Raw genomic sequence first — 20,167 nt, forward strand, 5'->3', positions numbered from 1 at the left:
GCCGGAACGGTCGACGTCGCCGGGACCACCTGGGTCGTCTACAACGGCGGCGGCCAAAGCGGGGCGGACGCCGAGCCGGTGTGGACCACCCGGCTCACCGGCCCGTCCGGAGCCACCCAGATTGCGATAACCGGTGCCGGTGACACCGATCAATTCCGTACGCTGGCTCGGCGTCCGCCCCGCTTTGGCCGCCGCCGTTGTAGACGACCCAGGTGGTCCCGGCGACGTCGACCGTTCCGGCGGGATAGGCCGACCGGTGGATCGAGCCCACCAGTTTGTCCTCGTCGGCGTTGCTCTGGGTCAGGCTCAGATACATCCCGGTCGGGCTGATGTAGCCGACGGTCGAGGTGGCCGCGTTCACCCGCTGGCCGGTCGCGGGGTCGGCGCGGCCGCCCTGGATCCCGCCCCGGCTGCCGGAGTTGGCCTGCCAGCCGGCGGGCAGCTTGGGCTGCCGGATCGGGAAGCCCAGCGTCGCGGCGTCGGCACGCAGGGCGCCCGACGCGTCGTAGGACGGGACCGCGCCCTGGTGACTGCCGAGCTGGAAGGAGCACATGCCCACCAGGCCGGCCAGCAAGATACAGCCGAGGACCAACGGCATCAGCGACCAGAACATATCGCGGCCGTCCTGCAGCAACCGCGGTTTGGCCGGCCTGGCAGCAGGTCCGGCCACCGGGGCCGGCTCGCCGGCTACCTCGGCATTCGGCGGCAGCTCTTCGGTCATCCCCCGAGTATCCCAGTTCCAGCAGACCGATCCGCTTCTGGGACAATCACCAACCATGACAGTTGAGGGCGACCGCCCGGCCGGGCGGCCACGTGGTGAAGCCCCGGACCGCAACCTGGCACTGGAACTGGTGCGCGTCACCGAGGCCGGGGCCATGGCCGCGGGCCGCTGGGTGGGCCGCGGTGACAAAGAGGGCGGCGACGGCGCGGCCGTCGACGCCATGCGTGAGCTGGTCAACACCGTGTCGATGCGCGGCGTGGTGGTCATCGGCGAGGGCGAGAAGGACCACGCGCCGATGCTCTACAACGGCGAGGAGGTCGGCAACGGCGACGGGCCGGACTGCGACTTCGCCGTCGACCCGATCGACGGCACCACCCTGATGAGCAAGGGCATGCCCAACGCCATCTCGGTGCTTGCGGTCGCCGACCGCGGCGCGATGTTCGACCCGTCGGCGGTGTTCTACATGAACAAGATCGCGGTCGGGCCCGAGGCCGCCAACGTGCTGGACATCACCGCGCCGATCGCCGAGAACATCAAGGCCGTCGCCAAGGTGAAGGCGCTGTCGGTGCGGGACATGACCGTGTGCATCCTGGACCGGCCGCGGCACGCGCAGCTGATCGAAGACGTCCGGCTGACCGGCGCCCGCATCCGGCTGATCACCGACGGGGATGTCGCGGGCGCGATCTCGGCCTGCCGGCCCGACTCGGGCACCGACATGCTGGCCGGGATCGGCGGCACCCCGGAAGGCATCATCGCCGCCGCCGCGATCCGGTGCATGGGGGGCGCCATCCAGGCGCAGCTGGCGCCGAAGGACGACGAGGAGCGCCAGAAGGCGATCAACGCCGGCCACGACGTCGATCGGGTGCTGACCACCGAGGACCTGGTGTCCGGGGAGAACGTCTTCTTCTGCGCCACCGGCGTCACCAGCGGCGACCTGCTCAAGGGCGTGCAGTACTACCCCGGCGGCTGCACCACGCAGTCGATCGTGATGCGGTCGAAGTCGGGCACCGTGCGCATGATCGAGGCCTACCACCGGCTCTCGAAACTCAACGAGTACTCCGCCATCGACTTCACCGGCGACAGCACTGCCGCCTATCCCCTGCCCTGACCGAAAACCAGCGAGGACTGCAACCTATGGCCGATAGCGCCACCGACACCGAATACCGCATCGAGCACGACACCATGGGCGAGGTCCGGGTGCCCGCAAAGGCGTTGTGGCGCGCGCAGACCCAGCGTGCGGTGGAGAACTTCCCCATTTCGGGCCGCGGACTGGAGCGCACCCAGATCCGCGCGCTGGGCCTGTTGAAGGGCGCCTGCGCGCAGGTCAACAAGGACCTCGGGCTGCTGGCACCGGAGAAGGCGGACGCGATCATCGCCGCGGCGGCCGAGATCGCCGACGGCCGGCACGACGACCAATTCCCCATCGACGTCTTCCAGACCGGTTCGGGCACCAGCTCGAACATGAACACCAACGAGGTGATCGCGAGCATCGCGGCGGCCAACGGTGTCACGGTGCACCCCAACGACGACGTGAACATGTCGCAGTCGTCCAACGACACCTTCCCGACCGCGACTCACATCGCGGCGACCGAGGCCGCGGTGCGCCACCTGATCCCGGCGCTCGAGGTGCTGCACGAGGCGCTGGAGAGCAAGGCCCGCGAGTGGCAGACGGTGGTCAAGTCGGGCCGCACGCACCTGATGGACGCCGTCCCGGTGACGCTCGGCCAGGAGTTCAGCGGCTACGCCCGCCAGATCGAAGCCGGCATCGAGCGGGTGCGCGCCACGCTGCCGCGGCTGGGCGAGCTGGCGATCGGTGGCACCGCGGTGGGCACCGGCCTCAACGCCCCCGACGGTTTCGGCGCCAAGGTGGTCGAGACGTTGATCGCCTCCACGGGCCTCAACGAATTGCGCACGGCCACAAATTCTTTCGAGGCACAGGCCGCGCGCGACGGCCTGGTCGAGGCGTCCGGCGCGCTGCGCACCATCGCGGTGTCCTTGACCAAGATCGCCAACGACATCCGCTGGATGGGCTCGGGCCCGCTGACCGGCCTGGCCGAGATCCAGCTGCCGGACCTGCAGCCTGGTAGTTCGATCATGCCGGGCAAGGTGAATCCCGTTCTGCCCGAGGCGGTTACGCAGGTGGCCGCGCAGGTGATCGGCAACGACGCGGCCGTCGCCGTCGGCGGTCTGTCGGGCGCCTTCGAGCTCAACGTCTACATCCCGATGATGGCCCGCAACATCTTGGAATCGTTCAAGCTGCTGACCAACGTATCGAGGCTGTTCGCGGAGCGCTGCATCGTCGGGCTCAAGGCCAACGTCGACCACCTGCGGGAGCTGGCCGAGTCGTCGCCTTCTATCGTGACGCCGTTGAACTCGGCGATCGGCTACGAGGAGGCCGCCGCGGTGGCCAAGCAGGCGCTCAAGGAGCGCAAGACGATCCGCCAGACCGTGATCGACCGCGGGCTGATCGGCGACAAGCTTTCGGAGGAAGAACTCGACCGCCGCCTCGACGTCTTGGCGATGGCCAAGGTCAAGCCGGCGAAGTAGGCGGGTGTTGCAGCGATGACGACTCCGCCCGGCGGCCCCTACGGTCAGGGACCCTACGGAAACCCCTATGGGCAGCAACCCTATTGGGGCGGCCCGCCGCAGGGCGGCCCGCCGCAGGGCGGCCCGCAACCGTACCCGCCGACCGGTCCCTACCCGTACCCGCCCCAGGGCTATCCGCAACCGGGACAGCCATTCCCGCCCGGGCCGTATCCGCCGGGGCCGCCACCGCGCGGACCTGGCTCGAAGCTGCCCTGGCTGATCGTCGGTGGCCTCGTCATCCTGGCCGTCATCGCACTGGTGGCGACCCTGATCGTGATGCGGGGCGGCAGCCACGGCAAGTCCCCGACCGCTGCGCCCTCGACGTCCACCAGCACCAGCAGCCAACCGAGGGGCCAGCAGACCGCCACCGATTGCACCCCGAACGTCTCCGGCGGTGAGATGCCGCGGACCGACTCGATCACGGCCGGCAAGCTCTCGTTCCCGGCGAGCTCGGTGCCGCCCAACTGGACCGTGTTCTCCGACGACCAGAACCCGAACCTGATCGGCGCCGTCGGCGTCGCCCAGGAAGTGCCCGGGGCCAGCCAGTGGATGATGACGGCCGAGGTCGGCGTCACCAACTTCGTCGCCAGCATGGACGTCACCGCGCAGGCGTCGAAGCTGTTGCAGTGCATCGCCAACGGACCCGGCTACGCGAACGCGCAGCCCACACTCGGCCCGGTGAAGTCGTCGTCGATCACGGTCGACGGAACCAAGGCCGCCCGCGCCGACGCCGACATCACGATCGCCGACCCCACCCGCAACGTCAAGGGCGACTCGGTCACGGTGATCACCGTCGACACCAAGCCGGTCACCGCCTTCATCGGCAGCACCCCGATCGGTGACGCCGCGTCGGCGGGCATCATCGGCAAGATCATCGCCGCGCTCAAGGTGAACAAGTCCTGACGCGGTTCCGGCGCCCTACCTCGTCGGCGCCGAGACCTGGGTAGCTTCCGAGCGTCCCCGCAGGACGGTGGAATAGCACTCGGCCCAATGCGTTTGCTCGGCCTCGCCGGCCCGCTCGATTGCTCCCGCCGCACACAGAATCCGCCGGTCGGCGGTCTTGGCCAGATCGGCCAACCGCGCGGCCTCGTTGACCGCGTCGCCGATCACCGTGTACTCGTAACGGTTCTCCGCGCCGATGTTGCCGGCGAAGACCCGGCCCGCCGAGACGCCGATGCCGAAATCGACGGGCAGGCGCCGCAATTGGGTACCCAGGGCGCGGGCGGTCGCCAGTGCGGCGGACGCAGGCTCGCTGGTGGCCAACGGCACTCCGAAGACGGCCAGCGCGGCATCCCCCGCGAATTTGTTGATCAGCCCGTGGTGTTCGTCGACGGCGTCGACGACGATGCGGAAGAAATCGTTGAGGATTTCGGCAACCTCTTGGGGCGGAAGGTTTTCCGCCAGCTGCGTCGATCCCACCAGGTCGATGTAGAGAACCGCCGCCTCGACCACGTCTCCCGACAGCGAGGCGCCCTGGTTGATGGCGCGCTGGGCGACGTCGGCCCCGACGTGGCGCCCGAACAGGTCGCGCAACCGGTCTCGCTCCGCCAGCCCGGCCACCATGCGGTTGAAACCCGTTTGCAGTCGCCCGATCTGGGAGCGTTCGTAGGCCCCGACGTAGGTTTCCATGTGGCCATGCTCGACCTCCGCCATCGCGTCGACGACCTCGCCGAGCGGATCAGAGATGGATCGTGACGTCAGGATCATGGTCGGCAGTCCCAGCACCAGCGCCGCCAGCGCGACCACCAGGATCGGTATATCCAGCGACGTCGACTTCTCGATCAGCCAGCCGTACGAACGGAGCACGACCAGCGTCGCGATTACCCCGATCGGGAAGGCGCTGCACAGGAACCACAGCAGCACCAGCCGCGCATACACGCCCGGCACGGTCATCCGCGGTTCGCAGCCGAGCGTGGCGGCGCGCATGATCGGCCGCAGGACGCGCTGCGCCAGCAGCATCGCCGTGCCGGCGGCCGCGGGTCCGCCCAGCAGCGCGCCCAGGGCGATGGGCAACAACAGCTGCGCCCCGCCGCGAAGATTGAGCAACATGAAGATGGTGCCGGTGACGGCCCAGGCCCCGAACAGGATCGTCGATTGGCGACCTGGCAGCTTCAGTGCCGCTTCCCGCTGCTCCTGGGTGGGCTCGGCCCCGGCGACAAACCAGCGCAGCGTCGGGGTCGCGCTCACGACGCCCGCCGCCGCGACGCCGGCGACGCCGAGCGTGACGAGCACCAACACTGCCGCCGTGTTGTTCTTCGCGAAGTCCGCATTCTCGCCGATGGAGGTGTGGCCCCGCAACGGGATCAAGATGGCGGCCGCCTCGATGACGGCCAGAAAGTAGGACAGGGAAAGATCCAACCCGTATTGAATGGCTAACCGGCGGAGGGACTTTCGCTGCAATGCCGTGTGGGGGCCGGCGTTCCGAAGCCAGGCGGCCGTACGCGTCCCAACGCTTGTGCTAGGCACCGTTGTTGGGTCCGCCCGAGTTCTGGCCCGGGATGTCGGTGATCGGGAAATTGGGCATCGGCTTGGGCGACGGCGTGTTCGGCAGGGTGGGGATGTCGCTCGCCGGGATGTCGTGCAACTCGTTGGCGGGCGGCCCGTTCTCGCGGCTGCCGTAGCTGCTACCGGGCGTCCGCGGGCCGAGCAGTTCGCTGACCGTCACCATCCGGTAGCCGTTGGCCTTGAGCACCGGAAGGAATTGGTAGACCAGATCGACGGTGCTCGAGTAGGTGTTGTGGAACAACACCACCGAACCCGGCTTGATGTACGTCATCAGCATGTAGCGCGTCGCGGCCGTGTTCGAGTCGTTGGCCCAATCGAACGGGATGACATCCCAGAGGATTTCGGCGAGGCCGAACTTCGCCGCGGTCTGCCGCACCGCGTCGCTGGACAAGCCGCCCGCGGGGCGATACAACGTCGGCGTGCGCCCCGTCGCGGCGGTGATCGCGTCGTTGGCCTTGGCGAACTGGGGGGCGATGTCTTCCGGCGGGATGGTCGCCATGTTGGGGTGCTCCCACGTGTGGCTGCCGATCTCCATCCCCGCATCGGCGATCCGCTTGGCGCCCACCGGGTTGGCGGCGACCTTGTTGCCGATCAGGAAGAAGGTCGCCTTCGCGTCGTTGTCCTTCAGGATTTGCAGCAGCCGCTCGTCGAAGGGCCCGGGCCCGTCGTCGAACGTCAGCGCGACGCACTTGACCACCGAGCAGCTCAGGTTGTCGGCGCGGGTCACATGGCCGGTCAGCCCGCCGATGACCAGCACGGCGACGGCCGCGACGACACCGACCACCATGCGCCCATAGCGCCAGGCCTGGTTGTCGGGTCGTTTCGGCACCGTCGAAGTTTATCGAACGCGTGGCCAGGCGAAATGCGCCGTCACTGCGGGCCGGCGATCTCCTCGAGCATCTCGGTGACCAGCGCGGCGATCGGCGACCGCTCGCTGCGCAGCAGCGTGATGTGGGCGAACAGCGGGTGCCCCTTGAGCTTCTCGATCACCGCGGCGACCCCGTCGTGCCGGCCGACCCGCAGGTTGTCCCGCTGGGCGATGTCGTGCGTCAGCACCACCCGCGAACCGGCGCCCAGCCTGGACAGCACCGTCAGCAGGACGTTGCGCTCCAGCGACTGCGCCTCGTCGACGATCACGAACGAGTCGTGCAGTGAGCGGCCCCGGATGTGGGTCAGCGGCAGCACCTCGAGCATGCCCCGGGAGAGCACCTCCTCCAGCACCGCCGGGCTGGCCAGGCCCTCGAGCGTGTCGAAGACCGCCTGCGCCCAGGGGCCCATCTTCTCGCTCTCGCTGCCCGGCAGGTAGCCCAGCTCCTGGCCGCCGACGGCGTAGAGCGGGCGGAAGACCACCACCTTGCGCTGGGTCCGCCGTTCCAGCACCGCCTCCAGGCCGGCGCACAGCGCCAGCGCCGACTTGCCGGTGCCCGCCTTGCCGCCCAGCGACACGATGCCGACGGACTCGTCGAGCAGCAGGTCGAGCGCCACGCGCTGCTCGGCGGACCGGCCGCGCAGGCCGAACGCCTCGCGGTCGCCGCGCACCAACTGGACGCGCTTGTCCGCGTTCACCCGGCCCAGCGCGTGCGAGCTCCCGCCGAGAAGCCGAATGCCGGTGTGGCAGGGCAGGTCCCGCGCCTCGGCCAGGTCTATCTCACCCTCGGCGAACAGCGCGTCGATGTCCTCGGTCGCGGTCTCGATCTCGCGCATCCCCGACCATCCGGAGGCCACCACATCCTGCGCGTGATACTCGTCGGCGGCCAGGCCGACCGCGGCGGCCTTGACGCGAAGGGGAATGTCCTTGCTCACCAACGTGACTCGCCTGCCCTCGGCGGCGAGGTTGGCGGCGCAACTCAAGATCCGGCAGTCGTTGTTGTCGCTTCGGAACCCGGCGGGCAGCACCGCGGGATCGGTGTGGTTGAGCTCGACGTGCAGCGTACCGCCTTGCGCCCCAACGGGAATAGGCTGATCAAGCCGTCCGTGCACGAGCCGGAGATCGTCGAACAAACGCAACGCCTGACGGGCGAACCACCCCAACTCGTGGTGATGCCGTTTGGCCTCCAGTTCGCTGATCACCACCAGCGGGACCACCACCTCGTGCTCGGCGAACCGGCTACACGCCCAGGGGTCGGACAGCAGCACGGAGGTGTCGATCACGTAGGTCCGGATTTCGGTCACGTAGCGCTCCTCGAGCGGGGTAAGCCCGCGCGGACCCGCACAGGCATGTCGGCGGGAACTGCGGCACCAGGACCGGGGCCGGTCCTTCCGTTGTGATGACGGGAGGTGCCGCCCTGGCAGCTGAGCATGACGCTGACCATCGAGAACGACGCTACTCTCGTCGCCGCTTTGCAGCAGCGCAGGCGCGCCGAGGTCTAAGCGCTCACGCGCGAGAATCGGCTAGCTGATGACGAACTGCTTGAGGGCGGGCTCGTCGGCGACACCCCATGCGGTGATGCGATCCGAGATCGCCTGCCGCAGCTGCTGTTGGTCGAAGATGCCCGCATCGGCGACATTGCGCAGCTTGTCCTGATAGGAGTCGATGTCCGCGCCGGGCACCTGCAGGTCGGCGGCGCGGGCCGCGATGGCGGCAATCGTCTCGTCGCGGGTGTACTGCAGGCAGTGCTCGACGAGGTTGGAGAAGAACAGTTCGTGCCGACGCTCGTCGCGTGCGATGCGGTCGATGAGCCCGGCCAGGATGGGCTCTTCGAGCTTCGCGGCCAGGTTCTCGCAGAAGATGGCGTAGGTGCGCTCGGAGAAAGCCATGTGCACCAGGGTCTCGACCTGCGTGTAGGTGTCCGCACGGTAGCCCTTCATGACGTACTCGACCCGGGCCTCCTCGTTGGCGGTCGGGTCGACCTCACGGGTGACCACCAGGTATTCGCGCAGCGCGATGGCGTGCAGGTGCTCCTCGGCGGTCCACCGGCCCAGCCAGCGACCCCACCAGTCTTCGAGGATGAAGTGCTCGACGAGTTCGCGGTGGTGTCCGGCCAGGTTGTCCTTGAGCAGCAGCAGGATCTCGCAGGCGTCCGTGTACTCGCGGGGAAGCGTCGCGTCGGACGGCTGCCAGTCCCGTCCACCGAGGAAGGCGAAGTTTTCGCCGCGGTCGAACGGCACGTAGTCGTGGGCGAACCAGATTTCCTCGGTGTTGAGGTGGCGGTCCATGTTGGCCTCGCACACCGGCTCGAGTTCCAGGGTCAGCGCGTTAGCTACAGGTTTCTGTGCCATGCGGTTACTGTAACTCGCATACACAGGTTCGTGAAATCGCCCGGCCCGTGTCGTGACAACTGGTGACTTTGGTCCCTGATCCGCCTCAGCGGTCGACCAGCGTCCACTCCTCGAGGCCGTCGTACAGCGGAAAGTCACGGGCGAGGCGGGTCACCCGCTGGCGCAGGGCCGTCAGGTCGGCCGCGGTGCCCGCCGCCAGCGCCGTGGCGATGACGTCGGCGACCTCGGTGAACTCCGCATCCCCGAAGCCGCGGGTCGCCAGCGCGGGCGTCCCCACCCGCAGGCCCGAGGTCACCATCGGCGGCCGGGGGTCGTTGGGAACCGCGTTGCGGTTGACCGTGATGCCGATCTCGTGCAGCAGGTCCTCGGCGGCCTTGCCGTCGAGCGGGGAGTTGCGCAGGTCGACCAGCACGAGGTGGACGTCGGTGCCGCCGCTGACCACCGACACGCCGGCCTTGGTGACGTCGGGGGCCGTCAGCCGGTCCGCGATGATGCGGGCGCCCGACAGGGTGCGCTGCTGGCGGTCGGCGAACTCGGGGGTGCCGGCGATCTTGAGCGCGACGGCCTTGCCCGCGATGACGTGCATCAGCGGTCCGCCCTGCTGGCCGGGGAAGACCGCGGAGTTGATGGACTTCGCGTATTCCTGCTTGCCGAGGATCAGGCCGGAACGTGGGCCGCCGAGCGTCTTGTGCACCGTCGTGGACACCACGTCCGCGTGCGGCACCGGCGAGGGGTGCAGTCCGACGGCGACCAGGCCGGCGAAGTGCGCCATGTCCACCCACAGCTTGGCGCCGACCTCGTCGGCGATCGAGCGGAACGCCGCGAAGTCCAGGATCCGCGGGTAGGCGGACCATCCGGCGATGATGACCGCGGGGCGGAACTCGAGCGCCTTGGCCCGCACCGCGTCCATGTCGACCAGGTGGGTCGTGGGATCCACACCGTAGAAGCCGGTTTCGTAGAGCTTGCCGGAGAAGTTCAGCTTCATCCCGTGTGTCAGGTGACCACCGTTGGCCAGGTCGAGGCCCAGCAGGCGGTCCCCCGGGGTCATCAGCGCGTGCAGGACGGCGGCGTTGGCCTGCGCGCCCGAATGCGGCTGCACGTTGGCGAAGTCGGCCCCGAACAGCGCCTTGGCCCGGTCGCGGGCGATGTTCTCCACGACGTCGACGTACTCGCAGCCGCCGTAGTACCGCCGGCCGGGCAGCCCCTCGGCGTATTTGTTCGTGAGCACGCTGCCCTGGGCCTGCAGCACCGAGCGCGGCACGAAGTTCTCCGAGGCGATCATCTCCAGCGTGTCGCGCTGGCGGCCCAGCTCCTTGCCGAGCAGCTCGGCGATGTCGGGGTCGACCTCGGCGAGCGGGGAGGACATCACAGAGGTCGAGGGCCGGGCGTCGGGTGCAGCAGTCACGGCGCCAGTCTATCCAGCGACGGTTTAGCCAGCCCAGCCGTCGGGCGCGCGTCCGCCCCTGCAACACTTGCACCATGCCGCGGCTTAGCGAGCCGAGCCCCTATGTGGAGTTCGACCGAAAGCAATGGCGCGCGCTTCGCATGTCGACGCCGCTGGCCCTCACCGAAGAGGAATTGGTTGGCCTGCGCGGTCTCGGCGAGCAGCTTGACCTCCTCGAAGTGGAAGAGGTCTACCTGCCGCTGGCCCGGCTCATTCACCTTCAGGTCGCCGCCCGCCAGCGGTTGTTTGCCGCCACCGCGGAGTTCCTCGGTGAGCCGCAGCAAAATCCGGACCGGCCGGTGCCGTTCGTGATCGGCGTGGCCGGCAGTGTCGCGGTGGGCAAATCCACCACCGCCCGCGTGCTGCAGGCCCTGCTCGCCCGCTGGGATCACCACCCGAGGGTCGACCTGGTGACCACCGACGGCTTCCTGTACCCGAACGCCGAACTCGGCCGGCGAAACCTGATGCACCGCAAAGGTTTTCCGGAGAGCTACAACCGCAGGGCGCTGATGCGGTTCGTGACGTCGGTCAAGTCCGGCTCGGACTACGCGTGCGCGCCGGTCTACTCGCACCTGAAATACGACATCATTCCCGGGGCCAAGCACGTGGTCCGCCATCCCGACATCTTGATCCTGGAGGGCCTCAACGTGCTGCAGACCGGGCCGACCTTGATGGTGTCGGACCTGTTCGACTTCTCGCTGTACGTGGACGCCCGGATCGAGGACATCGAGCAGTGGTACGTGTCGCGGTTCCTGTCGTTGCGGGGCACCGCCTTCGCCGACCCCGAATCGCACTTCCACCACTACTCCGCGCTCAACGACACCAAGGCCGTCGCCGCGGCGCGCGAGATCTGGCGATCCATCAACCGTCCGAACCTGGTCGAGAACATCCTGCCCACGCGGCCCCGGGCCACCCTGGTGCTGCGCAAGGACGCCGACCATTCCATCAACCGGCTCCGGTTGCGCAAGCTCTAGCGGTCACGCCGTTTCGAGGCGGCGCACCCCCAGGTACTGCAGCCCGGCGAACGCCGCGGTGTACACGCCGACGGCCAGCGTGGCAGCGATCCCGGTGGCGGACAGCGGAAACACGCCCGCGGCCACGATCGCTGCCAGCGTGAACACGACGTTGGCCACGATGACGCCGATGCCGACGCGGCGCAGGTTCGGCGCCGCCGCAACGAGGAACACGGCCAAGCCGCTGAACACGAACAGGGCGCCGAGGCTGTACTCCTGCAACGACGTCAGGCCCGTCAGCGATGAAAGTGGGTCGGCGAGAAAGGCGATGGCCAAACCGCACAGTCCCGTGAGGGTGGCGTCGGCGCGCATGGCGAAACGCAGCAGCGAGTCGGTCGCGTCGTACAGGGGTCGGGTCGCCAGACCGGGTGCGCCAGATGCATACATCATGTGATTACTCCTCGCGATGGCGATTGGGGGTCGAACATCAGCGTGCCGCCGGCCCACTGCCATATCGACTCGTGGCACTGCCAACTACTGCCACGCATACACAGACCAGCGAGTTCACTCGGCTATTCCCGTTTGCGGTCCCGAATCCCGATTGTTATTCGACAGACGCCAGCCTGGCGCTCAGCAGCCCCAGCAGTCACACATTTTCGGGGACACGCGGTGTGCCCGCCTCAGCGCGACAGTCGCGCCTCCGGCGGGTGTCCGACCGCGGTGTCGCTGCGAGTCGGGCACGACGCCGCCCGCGCCGGTGACGGAAGTGACGGACGCCGGGGTCGAGCGGCTAGTCGCTGGTCACGGGGACCCGGGCCCGCAGGTCCGCGGCGATCAACCGGGCGGCGGCGTTCTGCCAGTTGTGCAGCGAGCGTTGCGGCACGTCGGTCACCAACCACTGCCAGGCCTGCCGGGCGATCGGATCCAGTCCCGCGGCGGTGGCATTCTGCGCGTAGGCGCGCACCCCGACGACGTAGGGGAAGTACAGCGAGTTGTAGTGCCGCCACTGCTCGGTGGTCCCGAAGTCGCCGGCGTCGCGCGGTTTGAGCCGCCCGATCGCCTCGGCGAGAACCGCCTTGAGCTCGTTGGCCCGCTCCAGCGGATGGTCGGGTGCGCCCCGCGCGGCGAGCCGCTCGTCGATGACGGGCAGCGCGGTCAACGGGCTGGCGACCAGTTTGCTCAGGTCGGCGTAGTGCGTCAGGGCCCGGCGGGTGAGCCTGGCGAACGTGGCGTCGTCGACGTGGTTGAGCGGATCCACCGACCGCAGCGGCAGCGCCGCGCCGGTGTTGCGCAGCGCCGCCCGATCCTCGCGCAGCGCAGGCGATTTCGAGAACGCCAGCCGGTCGAGAACCCCTGCCAGCGGATCCGCGAGCACCTGCACGGCGATCGCGACGGCCAGGCTGGTGAACAGCAGCACGGTGAGCGCGGTCTGCGCGGCGCGGTCGTCGCGCGTCAGCGCCAGGCCGATCAGCGCCTGGGCGCCGAAGAGCACCGCCACCGCCACCGAGCCGGCGAACGAGCGGAGCATGTCGGCGCGCAACGCCTGGCCCTCGTCGAACGCGTCCCACAGGGCCACGGCGATCCCGAGGGAGAGGACGTCGAGGCTCGTCGATGCGAGCGCAACCCAGCTGGGCACCAGGCCCAGCGGAATGATCAGGATGGCGTTGCCCAGCGCGAAGAACAGGGTCGCGACGACGGCGAGCCCGACGGCCGACCGCGGCCGGCGGGGCTGCCGCAACGCGACCGCCATCGCGCCGAAGGTGGACACCGAGATCACCGCGAACATCACCCAGTGGCCCGTGCGCAGCGGCCCGTCGACACTGCCGGCCAGCATTGCCCCGACCAGCGTGAGCGCCGCGACCCCGGCGACCAGCAGCACCTCTCGGGTGCGCGCCCTCGAACCGTCGCTGGGCCGGCACAGCTCGACGAGCACCGCGAACCACGCCACACCGGGGATCGCCACCAGGTAGATCTCGACGCGGGCGAGCAGGTGCGCGGACGCCGGGCTGACGGTCCGCACGCCGTCCAGCCCCACCACGAACGCGAAGCCGCAGAGCCCGATCGCCGCCAACACCAGAACCGGCTTACGTGGATCGCGAGCCAGCAGGTACAACCCGAGCCAGCCGCTCAGCGTGAACACCACCGCCGACAGCGCAGCCATGAACCTAGTTTGTCACGGAGTCGAACGACCGCTGAGCCCCTCGGCTACTTGCCGTACCGGCGGTGCCGCTGGCTGTAGTCGCGCAGCGCACGCAGGAAATCGACCCGGCGGAATGCGGGCCAGTGCGCCTCCGTGAACCACATCTCCGAATACGCGCTCTGCCACAGCAGGAACCCGGAGAGGCGTTGTTCCCCCGACGTTCGGATGACCAGGTCGGGATCGGGTTGCCCGGAGGTGTACAGGTTTTCGGAGATGCCGTCGACGGTCACCGCGTCGATGAGCTCCTCGGCGGACGCACCGTTGGCGAGCTCCTTGCTCAGCAGCGCCCGCACCGCGTCGACGATCTCGCGACGGCCGCCGTAACCCACCGCGACGTTGACGTGGAACGGCGCCACGACGGGCGTCGACTCCACCGCGCCGCGCAGCCGCCGGGCCGGTTCCTCGCCGAGCAACTCCAGATCGCCGACGGTGCGCACGCTCCAGCGGTTGGCCGGCGCGCAGATCTCCTCGACGACATCGGTGATGATCTCGATCAGACCGGCCAGTTCCTCGGGATCGCGCTGCAGGTTCTCCGTGGACAGCAGGTAGACCGTGGTCATCTCGATGCCGGCCTCCTGGCACCAGCGCAGCATCTCGGCGATCTTCGCGGCGCCCATGCGGTAGCCGTAGCTGACGTCGGCGTAGCCGGCGTCGCGGGCCCACCGCCGGTTGCCGTCGCACAGGACCGCGATGTGGCGGGGCAGGTCGGATTTGGACGACGCCAGACCCTGCCGCAGCCGCAGCTCGTAGACGCGATACAGCGGCTCTTTGAGACGCGGCGGGATAATTTCCACGGAGACTCAGCCTACTGTGAGCTACACCAAATTCCCCCCTGCTGATCCGGCGATCTCACCGCGATGCGAACACCCCTCCGCGGCGGTTGCCGATTACTGTGGCGGGTAAGCAGCCACTGGCAGTTTCCCGACCTGCACGACGAGGCCCCAGGAGATATGAGTAGCCAGACGAGCACACCCGCCACCCCAGAGCGCGGAGCCGAGGCGATCACGCCGGGCAATACGGTCGAACAGCTTGTCGAAGGCGCGGCCAGCGTCCTCACCAAGCCCCGCATGCGCGGCTGGATCCACTTCGTCTCCGCCTGGCTGGCGATCATCACCGGTGCCACCCTGGTCTCGGTGTCGTGGGCCGCGTCCTCGCCGCGCGCAGGGCACTCGACGCTGGTCTACGCGGCGGCCACGGTGGCGATGTTCGCCGTCAGCGCCACCTACCACCGGGTGCAGTGGAAGTCGGCGGCCGCCCGCAACCTGATGAAGCGGCTCGACCACTCGATGATCTTCGTGTTCATCGCCGGCAGCTACACACCGTTCGCCCGCCTGGCCATGCCGCAGCAAACCGGGATGGAGGTGCTGTGGATCGTCTGGGGCGGCGCGGTGGCGGGCATCCTGCTCAAGGTGTGCTGGCCGTCGGCGCCGCGCTGGCTGGGCGTGCCGCTGTACATCGTGCTGGGCTGGGTGGCCGTGTGGTACTGCCCGACCATCCTGCACAAGGCCGGGGTGGCCGCGATGGTGCTGCTGGCCGTCGGCGGCGTCTTCTACAGCGTCGGCGGCATCTTCTACGCGCTGCGCTGGCCCGACCCGTGGCCCAGCACGTTCGGCTACCACGAGTTCTTCCACGCTTTCACCGCCGTAGCGGCGATCCTGCACTACATCGCCATGTGGTTCGCGGTGTTCTACGTCGGCAACCAGGCGTGGCTGCACTGAGCGGCTAGGAGTGGGTGACGTCGGCCGCTGACCAGTAGGCCTTCATGTGGGCGACCTTGCCGTCCTCGTCGAACGCCATCACGTCGATCGGCTCGATCACCATGCGGTGCTCCCCGGCGGTGATCGTGAGGCGGAAATGGAAGGCCGCCTCGTTGCCGGCCACCCGCAGCGTAACCAACTCGCACTCGCGCTGGACGTCGTTGACCGCGGAGTAGAAGCCGTGGATCGCCTGGCGCCCGATGTGCACCTCGCCACCGACGGGATCCTCGACCGTGGCGTCATCGGCGTAGAGCTCGACCAGTTCGTCGGCGCCGCCCTTGGCGACCAGTTCGATGTAGCGGTTGACCGTGTCGGTGATCTGTTCGGCGCTCGGCATGAAACGTCACGCTACCGTGGCGCCGCCAGCGCCTCCGCGAGGTCTTCGGCGGTGGTGACCGGCAGGTCGCACACCCGGCCGCGGCACACGTAGGCGGCGTCGGCGGCGGCCACCCGGTCGCGGCCGGCCAGCAGCGCCGACGAGTCCTTTTCGCCGCCCACGACGATCGCCCCGCCGGGCGCCAACCGTCGCGCCTCGGCCAGCAGCGGCGACCGCGACGGATCGCAGGCGACGGCGATCTGCAGCGGCCCCCGGATGGCGGCTTCGGCGACCGCCAGCCAGTGGCCCGCCGAGCGCGGCGCGCGCTCGAGCAACAGCGAATGCGCGCCGAGCGCCTCGCCCGCCGCCCGCAGGTACCGCTCCGCGCGCTGCCCCTCAACCAGGTGCGCCGCGGTCAGCAGCGCCTCGGTGATCGAGGACGCGCCGGACGGGGTCGCGCCGTCCAGCGGGTCGGCGGGCCGCACCATCAGCCGCTCGGCGTCGTCGGCGGTGTCGAACCAGCGACCCGGTTGCTCCGGGTCGGCGAAGTGCCGCAGCGCGGTGTCGAGCAGCTCGGTCGCGGCGGTCAGCCACCCGGCGTCGGCGTCCAGCTGATGGAGCGCGAGCAGGCCGGTGGCCAGCGTCGCGTGATCCTCGAGGATGGCGGCGCTGTCGCCGACCACGCCGCCGAGGCTGGCCCGCCGCAGCCGCCCGTCGACGAGGTGCCAGCCCAGCAGCGCGGTCGCGCAGTTCCGCGCGGCGCGGGCGAGGTCGGGGTCGTCCAACGCGACGGCGGCTTCGGCCAGCGCGGTGATCGCCAGGCCGTTCCAGGACGTGACGACCTTGTCGTCACGCCCGGGTTGGGGTCGGGCCAGGCGGGCGGTCAGCAGGGCGGCCCGCACCCGCTCCAGCCGTTGCGGGTCGTCAGGATCGGCGGGGGCTTGCAGCACCGAGGTTCCGTGTTCGAACGTGCCGGTCGCGTTGACCGCGAAAAACGTTGCGGCCCAAGGGCCATCGTCGGGGCCGAGCGCCTCGGTCAGCTGCTCGGGCGTCCACACGTACGTCGAGCCCTCGCGGCCGTCGGCGTCGGCGTCCAGCGACGACGTGAATACGGCGCCGTCGGCCAGGTCGTCGAGCAGAAACCGCGCCGTCTGGGCGGCGACCCGGCACGCCAACGGGTCCCCGGTGCGCCGGGCCCAGTGCGCGTAGGCGCGCAGCAGCAACGCGTTGTCGTACAGCATCTTCTCGAAATGCGGTACCACCCAGGCGTTGTCGACGCTGTAGCGGGCGAAGCCGCCGGCGAGCTGGTCGTAGATGCCGCCGCGGGCCATCGCGGTACAGGTGCGCGCGACCGCATCCAACGCCGCCTGGGATCCGGTGCGTTCGTAGTTGCGCAGCAGCGCCTCGAGAATCGCCGACGGCGGGAATTTGGGTGCGCCGCCGAAGCCGCCGCGTGCGGTGTCCTGGTCGTGGAGCACCGCGGCCACCGCGTGGTCACACAGCGCGGGCGCGACGTCCGGGCCGCCGGAGGGCAGGCCCGCCGACATCGCACGCAGCTCGCCGGCGATGGCGTCGGACGCCTCCTCCACCTCGCCGCGGCGCTGGCGCCAGGTGGCGGATACGGCCGAAAGAAGTTGCAGAAAGCCCTCTTTCGGGTAGTAAGTGCCGCAGAAGAACGGCCGGCCGTCCGGCGTCAGGAAACACGTCATCGGCCAACCGCCGTGCCCGGTCAGCGCGACGGTGGCGTTCATGTAGACGGCGTCGAGATCCGGGCGCTCCTCCCGATCGACTTTGATGCAGACGAATCCGGAGTTCATGGCGGCGGCCACCTCGTCGTCCTCGAACGATTCGTGGGCCATGACGTGACACCAGTGGCAGGCCGCGTAGCCGATGGAAAGCAGGATCGGCACGTCGCGCTCGGCCGCGGCCGCCAGGGCCTGCGGAGTCCACTGCTGCCAGTGCACCGGGTTGTCGGCGTGCTGGCGCAAATATGGGCTGGTGGCCAGCCCGAGGGTGTTGGTCGTAGCGGCGTCAGCCCGGCTCATCGCCGGGTCCCGGGGGCCGCTGCGATCCCTTGGCCTGGCCCGGCGGCTGTCCGTCGGCGCCGTCGACCCCTTCGGTCCTCTCGTCGGCGGCCTGGTCGGGCTCGGGCTCAAACGACTTGGGCACCTTCTTGAGCTGCCGGTTCATCGACCGCAGCAGCAACAGCGTGGCGATCAGCAGCAGCACGACGATCAGCAGCCCGATCGGGCTGGCCTTGCCGAAATCGGGCCCGGTGTGCTGCGGCGCGCCGTCCGCCAGCGCGCTCGCCATCAGAAGAACGTGGTTCACCCGTCACTCTCGATTCCGGCGAACAGGTCGTGCTCGGGCAGCCGGACGGGGACCCGCGAGCGCGCGAGCTCGAATTCCTCCGTCGGCCACAGCCGCTGCTGCCATTCGATGGGCGCGGCGAAGAAGTCGTGCTCGGGGTCGATCTGGGTGGTGTGGGCCCGCAGCGCGTCATCACGCTGGCTGAAGTACTTCGAGCACTCGACGCGCGTCGTCACCCGGGACTCGAAGGGGTCGTGCGCGGCGTCCCAATGCTCGAGCCACTTCTTGAACGGGGGTTCCTGGCCGTGCTTGACGGCTTCGTCGTGCAGCAACTGCATCCGGGCCCGCAGGAACCCGTGGATGTAGTAGAGCTTGGACACCGTCCACGGCTCGCCCGCATCGGGAAAACGCCGATAGTCGCCGGCCGCCTCGAAGGCGCCGACCGAAACCTGGTGGCAGCGAATGTGATCGGGGTGCGGGTAGCCGCCGTTCTCGTCGTAGGTGGTGATCACGTGCGGGCGGAACTCGCGTACCACGCGGACCAACGCCTCGACCGACTCCTCCAGCGGCACCAGCGCGAAGCATCCTTCCGGCAGCGGGGGCGGCGGGTCCCCCTGCGGCAAGCCGGAATCCACGAAGCCGAGCCAGGTGTGCTCGACACCGAGGATCTCGGCGGCTTTCGCCATCTCGTCACGGCGGATCTCGGCGATGTGGCCGTGCACCTCGGGCAGGTCCATCGCCGGGTTGAGAATGTCGCCGCGTTCACCACCGGTCAGCGTCACCACCAGCACCCGGTGCCCCTCGTCGGCGTACCGGGCGAGGGTGGCCGCGCCCTTGCTGGACTCGTCGTCGGGGTGGGCGTGCACCGCCATCAACCGCAGCTCGCTCACGTGCCCCCTTGTCGGTCAACTGGTCGCCGGTTGCGAACCTATAATTCCAGTTCTTCAGATCGTTGCATGCTGCCGGCCACCGCCCGGCAGCCGACCATCCAGGCATACCCACCAGATGACCGAAACTTCCGCCTCCCGCCCGGAGAGCCGCTACGGCCGCTCCCGGGTGCCCCGGCGCTGGGTCATCGTCGGCCTCGGCGCGCTGGTGGTCGCCGCCGGCCTGGTCATCGCGGTCGTCGGCTACCACCGGCTGGGCACCAGCGCCGTGACGGGCACGCTGGCCGGCTATCGGCTGGTCGACGACCAGACCGCGTCGGTAACGATCAGCGTGACGCGATCCGATCCGTCGCGACCGGTGGACTGCATCGTGCGGGTCCGGGCCAAGGACGGCAGCGAGACGGGCCGCCGGGAGGTGCTGGTGCCACCGTCCGAGGCGGCCACGGTGCAGCTGACCACCACGGTGAAGTCCAGCAAACCGCCGGTGATGGCCGACATCTACGGGTGCGGAACGGACGTGCCCGCCTATCTGCGGCCGGCGTGAGCCCCCGGACAACAGCCGAACTGCGAATTTGGGGTCATCAATTGTTTGCGCGGTGGTAACATGGGTGAATGCACGGTTCCTGATGGGACCGTGTATTGCTGCATTAAGGCCGTGAGCACAACGGATCGGCAGCACTCGGGGAGAGAACCCGGATACCTCCGGCGGTGGGGTTTAACAGGCTTACGCGGTTTCGCGGAACGACAACACGAGGAGCACGACGAGATGACGGACACTTCGGTGACGTGGCTGACCCAGGAGTCACATGACCGGCTGAAGGCGGAGCTCGATCAATTGATCGCGAATCGTCCGGTCATCGCCGCGGAGATCAACGACCGCCGGGAAGAAGGCGACCTGCGCGAGAACGGCGGCTACCACGCCGCCCGCGAGGAGCAGGGCCAGCAGGAGGCCCGCATCCGTCAGCTGCAGGACCTGCTCAACAACGCCAAGGTCGGCGAAGCGCCCAAGCAGTCCGGTGTCGCATTGCCCGGTTCGGTGGTGAAGGTCTACTACAACGGCGACAAGTCGGACAGCGAGACCTTCCTGATCGCCACCCGCCAGGAGGGCGTCAACGACGGCAAGCTCGAGGTGTACTCGCCCAACTCACCGCTGGGCGGAGCCCTGATCGACGCCAAGGTGGGCGAGACCCGCAGCTACGTGGTGCCCAACGGCAACACCGTCGAGGTCACGCTCGTCAGCGCGGAGCCGTACCACTCGTAACCCAACCG

20 protein-coding genes and 1 pseudogene are annotated in these 20,167 nt (G+C 69.1%); 8 read left to right on the top strand and 13 right to left on the bottom strand.

The annotated features are described in order from the left end of the window. A pseudogene (locus A5701_RS28355) lies at positions 1-111 on the top strand (DUF4245 domain-containing protein); the annotation flags it as partial. Here the strand turns inward: A5701_RS28355 and A5701_RS22490 are convergent. Continuing rightward, a complete protein-coding gene (locus A5701_RS22490) occupies positions 95-721 on the bottom strand; it encodes a DUF4245 domain-containing protein (RefSeq protein WP_082969811.1) in 627 nt (208 codons plus the stop codon). The pseudogene A5701_RS28355 and the gene A5701_RS22490 sit on opposite strands and share 17 nt — an antisense overlap. 55 nt (positions 722-776) lie before the next feature. On the opposite strand from A5701_RS22490, the gene glpX reads away from it, so the two are divergent. From glpX to A5701_RS22505, 3 genes are read left to right on the top strand one after another with little or no spacing between them, the layout of a single operon-like run. After that, on the top strand, positions 777-1,829 hold the full coding sequence (gene glpX, locus A5701_RS22495) for a class II fructose-bisphosphatase (RefSeq protein WP_067759136.1): 1,053 nt from the start codon (positions 777-779) through the stop codon (positions 1,827-1,829). A gap of 26 nt (positions 1,830-1,855) precedes the next feature. Further along, positions 1,856-3,268, top strand: a complete 1,413-nt coding sequence (locus A5701_RS22500; RefSeq protein WP_067759143.1) for a class II fumarate hydratase — start codon at positions 1,856-1,858, stop codon at positions 3,266-3,268. A gap of 15 nt (positions 3,269-3,283) precedes the next feature. Continuing rightward, positions 3,284-4,210 carry a hypothetical protein gene (locus tag A5701_RS22505; protein WP_067759151.1) on the top strand — a complete coding sequence of 309 codons (927 nt, stop codon included), beginning with the start codon at positions 3,284-3,286 and terminating at the stop codon, positions 4,208-4,210. A 15-nt stretch (positions 4,211-4,225) separates the two neighbouring features. On the opposite strand, the gene A5701_RS22510 is transcribed toward A5701_RS22505, so the two are convergent. From A5701_RS22510 to glyA, 5 genes are all read right to left on the bottom strand, one after another. After that, positions 4,226-5,665, bottom strand: coding sequence for an adenylate/guanylate cyclase domain-containing protein (locus A5701_RS22510; RefSeq protein WP_231972867.1), 1,440 nt, complete (start codon positions 5,663-5,665; stop codon positions 4,226-4,228). Between the two features lie 100 nt (positions 5,666-5,765). Then, the gene (locus A5701_RS22515; protein WP_067759167.1) at positions 5,766-6,641 is read right to left on the bottom strand and encodes a polysaccharide deacetylase family protein; all 876 of its coding nucleotides are present in this window, start codon (positions 6,639-6,641) and stop codon (positions 5,766-5,768) included. Between the two features lie 41 nt (positions 6,642-6,682). Further along, positions 6,683-7,984 (bottom strand): PhoH family protein, encoded by a 1,302-nt coding sequence (locus A5701_RS22520; protein ID WP_067759180.1) that lies wholly within the window; start codon positions 7,982-7,984, stop codon positions 6,683-6,685. Between the two features lie 219 nt (positions 7,985-8,203). Then, positions 8,204-9,031, bottom strand: coding sequence for an acyl-ACP desaturase (locus A5701_RS22525; protein WP_067759183.1), 828 nt, complete (start codon positions 9,029-9,031; stop codon positions 8,204-8,206). 85 nt (positions 9,032-9,116) lie between these two features. Further along, positions 9,117-10,397: a serine hydroxymethyltransferase gene (gene glyA, locus A5701_RS22530; RefSeq protein WP_067759186.1), complete on the bottom strand. Its 1,281-nt coding sequence runs from the start codon at positions 10,395-10,397 to the stop codon at positions 9,117-9,119. Positions 10,398-10,510: 113 nt separating this feature from the next. Between glyA and coaA the strand changes: the two genes are divergently transcribed. Further along, a complete protein-coding gene (gene coaA, locus A5701_RS22535; RefSeq protein ID WP_067759188.1) occupies positions 10,511-11,449 on the top strand; it encodes a type I pantothenate kinase in 939 nt (312 codons plus the stop codon). 3 nt (positions 11,450-11,452) lie between these two features. Here the strand turns inward: coaA and A5701_RS22540 are convergent, their stop codons facing one another. The 3 genes from A5701_RS22540 to A5701_RS22550 all read right to left on the bottom strand — a co-directional run bounded on the left by A5701_RS22540 (position 11,453) and on the right by A5701_RS22550 (position 14,422). Beyond that, the gene (locus A5701_RS22540) at positions 11,453-11,878 is read right to left on the bottom strand and encodes a hypothetical protein (protein ID WP_067759191.1); all 426 of its coding nucleotides are present in this window, start codon (positions 11,876-11,878) and stop codon (positions 11,453-11,455) included. A gap of 340 nt (positions 11,879-12,218) precedes the next feature. Further along, entirely contained in the window at positions 12,219-13,589 is a 1,371-nt protein-coding gene (locus A5701_RS22545) for a hypothetical protein (protein WP_067759195.1), read from the bottom strand. A gap of 44 nt (positions 13,590-13,633) precedes the next feature. Beyond that, the gene (locus tag A5701_RS22550) at positions 13,634-14,422 is read right to left on the bottom strand and encodes a (2Z,6E)-farnesyl diphosphate synthase (RefSeq protein ID WP_067302187.1); all 789 of its coding nucleotides are present in this window, start codon (positions 14,420-14,422) and stop codon (positions 13,634-13,636) included. A 156-nt stretch (positions 14,423-14,578) separates the two neighbouring features. Here A5701_RS22550 and A5701_RS22555 point away from each other — a divergent pair, with 156 nt between their 5' ends. Beyond that, positions 14,579-15,346: a hemolysin III family protein gene (locus A5701_RS22555; protein WP_067759198.1), complete on the top strand. Its 768-nt coding sequence runs from the start codon at positions 14,579-14,581 to the stop codon at positions 15,344-15,346. A 4-nt stretch (positions 15,347-15,350) separates the two neighbouring features. Here the strand turns inward: A5701_RS22555 and A5701_RS22560 are convergent, their stop codons facing one another. Genes A5701_RS22560 through mca form a run of 4 tightly spaced genes read right to left on the bottom strand, consistent with a single transcriptional unit; the run spans position 15,351 to position 18,901 of the window. Then, entirely contained in the window at positions 15,351-15,722 is a 372-nt protein-coding gene (locus A5701_RS22560; RefSeq protein ID WP_067759205.1) for a nuclear transport factor 2 family protein, read from the bottom strand. A gap of 11 nt (positions 15,723-15,733) precedes the next feature. Further along, positions 15,734-17,746 (bottom strand): thioredoxin domain-containing protein, encoded by a 2,013-nt coding sequence (locus tag A5701_RS22565; RefSeq protein ID WP_067759214.1) that lies wholly within the window; start codon positions 17,744-17,746, stop codon positions 15,734-15,736. After that, positions 17,733-18,032, bottom strand: coding sequence for a hypothetical protein (locus A5701_RS22570; protein WP_067759223.1), 300 nt, complete (start codon positions 18,030-18,032; stop codon positions 17,733-17,735). The genes A5701_RS22565 and A5701_RS22570 overlap by 14 nt, the downstream gene beginning before the upstream one ends. Continuing rightward, entirely contained in the window at positions 18,029-18,901 is an 873-nt protein-coding gene (gene mca, locus A5701_RS22575) for a mycothiol conjugate amidase Mca (protein WP_067759231.1), read from the bottom strand. Before mca ends, A5701_RS22570 begins: the two co-directional genes overlap by 4 nt. A 115-nt stretch (positions 18,902-19,016) precedes the next feature. On the opposite strand from mca, the gene A5701_RS22580 reads away from it, so the two are divergent. Further along, positions 19,017-19,442: a DUF4307 domain-containing protein gene (locus tag A5701_RS22580; protein WP_067759247.1), complete on the top strand. Its 426-nt coding sequence runs from the start codon at positions 19,017-19,019 to the stop codon at positions 19,440-19,442. A gap of 222 nt (positions 19,443-19,664) precedes the next feature. Continuing rightward, a complete protein-coding gene (gene greA, locus A5701_RS22585; RefSeq protein ID WP_065442111.1) occupies positions 19,665-20,159 on the top strand; it encodes a transcription elongation factor GreA in 495 nt (164 codons plus the stop codon). The last annotated feature ends 8 nt before the right edge of the window (positions 20,160-20,167 follow it).

It is taken from the genome of Mycobacterium sp. E3305, assembly GCF_001666785.1.
GTDB lineage: Bacteria > Actinomycetota > Actinomycetes > Mycobacteriales > Mycobacteriaceae > Mycobacterium.

What these genes read in the sequence shown, in the direction of transcription:
- A5701_RS22565 (WP_067759214.1), bottom strand. Translation starts at nt 17,746, where the DNA reads ATGAGCCGGGCTGACGCCGCTACGACCAACACCCTCGGGCTGGCCACC.
- glpX (WP_067759136.1), top strand. Translation starts at nt 777, where the DNA reads ATGACAGTTGAGGGCGACCGCCCGGCCGGGCGGCCACGTGGTGAAGCC.
- A5701_RS22560 (WP_067759205.1), bottom strand. Translation starts at nt 15,722, where the DNA reads ATGCCGAGCGCCGAACAGATCACCGACACGGTCAACCGCTACATCGAA.
- A5701_RS22555 (WP_067759198.1), top strand. Translation starts at nt 14,579, where the DNA reads ATGAGTAGCCAGACGAGCACACCCGCCACCCCAGAGCGCGGAGCCGAG.
- A5701_RS22490 (WP_082969811.1), bottom strand. Translation starts at nt 721, where the DNA reads ATGACCGAAGAGCTGCCGCCGAATGCCGAGGTAGCCGGCGAGCCGGCC.
- glyA (WP_067759186.1), bottom strand. Translation starts at nt 10,397, where the DNA reads ATGTCCTCCCCGCTCGCCGAGGTCGACCCCGACATCGCCGAGCTGCTC.
- greA (WP_065442111.1), top strand. Translation starts at nt 19,665, where the DNA reads ATGACGGACACTTCGGTGACGTGGCTGACCCAGGAGTCACATGACCGG.
- coaA (WP_067759188.1), top strand. Translation starts at nt 10,511, where the DNA reads ATGCCGCGGCTTAGCGAGCCGAGCCCCTATGTGGAGTTCGACCGAAAG.
- A5701_RS22545 (WP_067759195.1), bottom strand. Translation starts at nt 13,589, where the DNA reads ATGGCTGCGCTGTCGGCGGTGGTGTTCACGCTGAGCGGCTGGCTCGGG.
- A5701_RS22505 (WP_067759151.1), top strand. Translation starts at nt 3,284, where the DNA reads ATGACGACTCCGCCCGGCGGCCCCTACGGTCAGGGACCCTACGGAAAC.
- A5701_RS22525 (WP_067759183.1), bottom strand. Translation starts at nt 9,031, where the DNA reads ATGGCACAGAAACCTGTAGCTAACGCGCTGACCCTGGAACTCGAGCCG.
- A5701_RS22580 (WP_067759247.1), top strand. Translation starts at nt 19,017, where the DNA reads ATGACCGAAACTTCCGCCTCCCGCCCGGAGAGCCGCTACGGCCGCTCC.
- A5701_RS22500 (WP_067759143.1), top strand. Translation starts at nt 1,856, where the DNA reads ATGGCCGATAGCGCCACCGACACCGAATACCGCATCGAGCACGACACC.
- A5701_RS22540 (WP_067759191.1), bottom strand. Translation starts at nt 11,878, where the DNA reads ATGATGTATGCATCTGGCGCACCCGGTCTGGCGACCCGACCCCTGTAC.